The sequence below is a fragment of the Streptomyces murinus genome (genome assembly GCF_002154555.1).
In the GTDB taxonomy this organism is placed as follows: domain Bacteria; phylum Actinomycetota; class Actinomycetes; order Streptomycetales; family Streptomycetaceae; genus Streptomyces; species Streptomyces murinus.
Genome location: NZ_MUNF01000834.1, coordinates 1 through 2,887, shown reverse-complemented (window position 1 = coordinate 2,887; position 2,887 = coordinate 1). Strand labels below are relative to the sequence as shown.

Sequence of the window (2,887 nt, the reverse complement as noted above, 5' to 3'; positions counted from 1 at the left end):
CGCCTGCGCGGGCACCCTGCTCGCGACCGGTGTGGCGGCCTGCGGGCTCGGCGGGCACCCGGCGGTGGCGGCCCTGTTCGGCGTCCTCGCCGTCGCCCTGTGGCTGCGCCCGCTCGACCACGCCTACTGGGCGGCCGGCATGACCACCGCCCTCGCCCTGCTCCTCGGGTACTTCGGCCAGAACGCCACCGATCAGCTGCCGGCCCGGCTCTCCGCGATCGCGGCGGGGGCGGTGCTGTCGGTGGCGTCGGCGTGGTGGCTGCTGCCGGTACGGCGCGGCCGGCCCGGGCTCACGCGTTCTTGATCGCGGAGACGTCGAAGTTGAGCTTGATCTTGTCGGAGATCAGCACACCGCCCGTCTCCAACGCGGCGTTCCAGGTCAGGCCCCACTCGGAGCGCAGCAGCTCGGCCTTGCCCGCGAAGCCGGCCCGCTCATTGCCGAACGGGTCCTTGGCGACGCCGTTGAACTCCAGGTCGATGGTGATCGGCCGGGTGACGCCGAGCAGCGAGAGGTCGCCGGTGATGCGGTAGTCCTCGCCGCCCAGGGACTCCGCCCTGGTGGAGCGGAAGGTCATGGTCGGGAACTCGTCGATCTTGAAGAAGTCGGCCGATTTCAGGTGGCCGTCGCGGTCGGCGTTGCCGGTGTCGATGCTCGCCATCGTGACGTCGAGCGTGGCCGTGGACTTGGCCGGATCCTGACCGTCCAGGTGGAGGCTGCCGCTGAAGTCCTGGAAGCTGCCGCGCACATTGGTGACCATCGCGTGGCGGGCCACGAACTCGATCGTGGTGTGCGCGGGGTCGATCGTGTAGTCGCCGGTCAGCGCGGCCAGATCAGGGCCGGCGGTCCCCGCGGGGGTGGTGGTCGTGTTGTCCTTGCGGCCGAAGATGCCCATGACGTCCTCCTGGAGCCATTCTGTTTAACGTTCAACGAACCCGATGACTCAGACGGTAGACCCATTCCGTTCGGTTTTCAACATCATCCGCAGCGTGGCGCGTCAATGACTCAAAGTCACTATGCGCGTTCGCCTGGAGATGCGCATACCGTGGGGGCCGGGTCCCGGCTGAGGGCCGTCCGAGGGGTCGTGTCACTCCAGGGATGGCATGCCCGTTCCCACGAATGCGGGATGGTTCCCCGGTGTCGCCCTTGTGGTGTTCCCACAACGCAAGCCGCCTCTGAGCAGTCGGAACGCCTGCACCTCGCCCGGGTTCTGTTCACTCGCACCAGGAAAACGGGCGTGAGACTGTACGGAGTCGACGGCTCGCTTTCCTTGGTGTCCTTCGTAAGGTCGCTACATGACCGTTTTGGAAGAGACGACGGGTGAGCCGACCGGCGAGCCGACGGACGCGCGCGGACGGGTCGCCGAACTGCACGACATTCGTGCGCAGGCCGTGGCCGGCCCCAGCGAGAAGGCGACCAAGGCGCAGCACGCCAAGGGCAAGCTGACGGCGCGGGAGCGGATCGAGCTGCTCCTGGACCCGGGTTCCTTCCAGGAGGTCGAGCAGCTGCGCCGGCACCGCGCGACCGGCTTCGGCCTGGAGGCCAAGAAGCCGTACACCGACGGTGTCATCACCGGCTGGGGCACGGTCGAGGGCCGTACGGTCTTCGTGTACGCCCATGACTTCCGCATCTTCGGCGGCGCGCTGGGCGAGGCCCACGCCACCAAGATCCACAAGATCATGGACATGGCCATCGCGGCCGGCGCGCCCCTGGTCTCCCTGAACGACGGCGCGGGCGCCCGCATCCAGGAGGGCGTCAGCGCCCTCGCCGGGTACGGCGGCATCTTCCAGCGCAACACGAAGGCCTCGGGTGTCATCCCGCAGATCTCCGTGATGCTGGGCCCGTGCGCGGGCGGCGCGGCGTACTCGCCGGCCCTCACCGACTTCGTCTTCATGGTCCGCGAGACCTCGCAGATGTTCATCACCGGACCGGACGTGGTCAAGGCGGTGACGGGCGAGGAGATCACCCAGAACGGCCTGGGCGGCGCGGATGTGCACGCCGAGACGTCGGGCGTCTGCCACTTCGCGTACGACGACGAGGAGACGTGCATCGCCGAGGTGCGCTATCTGCTGTCGCTGCTGCCGCAGAACAACCGCGAGAACCCGCCGCGCACCGAGTGCTCCGACCCGGCCGACCGCCGCTCGGACGTCCTGCTCGACCTGGTCCCGGCCGACGGCAACCGGCCGTACGACATGACCAAGGTGATCGAGGAGATCGTCGACGACGGTGAGTACCTGGAGGTCCACGAGCGCTGGGCGCGCAACATCATCTGCGCCCTCGCCCGGATCGACGGCCAGGTGGTCGGCATCGTCGCCAACCAGCCGCAGGTCCTCGCGGGCGTACTGGACATCGAGGCGAGTGAAAAAGCTGCGCGCTTTGTCCAGATGTGTGACGCTTTCAATGTTCCGATCGTGACCTTCCTGGACGTCCCCGGGTTCCTCCCCGGCGTCGACCAGGAGCACGGCGGAATCATCCGGCACGGCGCGAAGCTGCTGTACGCCTACTGCAACGCCACCGTGCCGCGCATCTCGCTGATCCTGCGCAAGGCGTACGGAGGTGCCTACATCGTCATGGACTCCCAGTCGATCGGCGCCGATCTCACCTACGCCTGGCCCACCAACGAGATCGCCGTGATGGGCGCGGAGGGCGCGGCCAACGTCATCTTCCGCCGCCAGATCGCCGAGGCCGAGGACCCCGAGGCCATGCGGGCGCGCATGGCCTCGGGGTCCTCGGCCTCGGCGCTCTGGCGGCGGAAGATGACGTTGGCCGCGCCCTCCTCGCCCATCACGGCGATCTCGTTGGTGGGCCAGGCGTAGGTGAGATCGGCGCCGATCGACTGGTAGTCCACGACGATGTAGGCACCTCCGTACGCCTTGCGCAGGATCAGCG

2 protein-coding genes and 2 pseudogenes are annotated in these 2,887 nt (G+C 68.3%); 2 read left to right on the top strand and 2 right to left on the bottom strand.

What is annotated here, in order from left to right:
* The coding region (locus tag CCN72_RS39365) for an FUSC family protein (RefSeq protein WP_158101468.1) at positions 1–304 on the top strand (304 nt) is incomplete at its 5' end.
* On the opposite strand, the gene CCN72_RS35640 is transcribed toward CCN72_RS39365, so the two are convergent.
* Positions 291–893, bottom strand: coding sequence for a YceI family protein (locus CCN72_RS35640; RefSeq protein WP_086812520.1), 603 nt, complete (start codon positions 891–893; stop codon positions 291–293). The genes CCN72_RS39365 and CCN72_RS35640 overlap by 14 nt on opposite strands.
* 400 nt (positions 894–1,293) lie before the next feature.
* On the opposite strand from CCN72_RS35640, the pseudogene CCN72_RS35635 reads away from it, so the two are divergent.
* Positions 1,294–2,742, top strand: a pseudogene (locus CCN72_RS35635) (acyl-CoA carboxylase subunit beta); the annotation flags it as partial.
* A 20-nt stretch (positions 2,743–2,762) separates the two neighbouring features.
* Here CCN72_RS35635 and CCN72_RS41755 read toward each other — a convergent pair.
* Positions 2,763–2,846: pseudogene (locus CCN72_RS41755) on the bottom strand (propionyl-CoA carboxylase); the annotation flags it as partial.
* Positions 2,847–2,887 lie beyond the last annotated feature (41 nt).

What these genes read in the sequence shown, in the direction of transcription:
- CCN72_RS35640 (WP_086812520.1), bottom strand. Translation starts at nt 893, where the DNA reads ATGGGCATCTTCGGCCGCAAGGACAACACGACCACCACCCCCGCGGGG.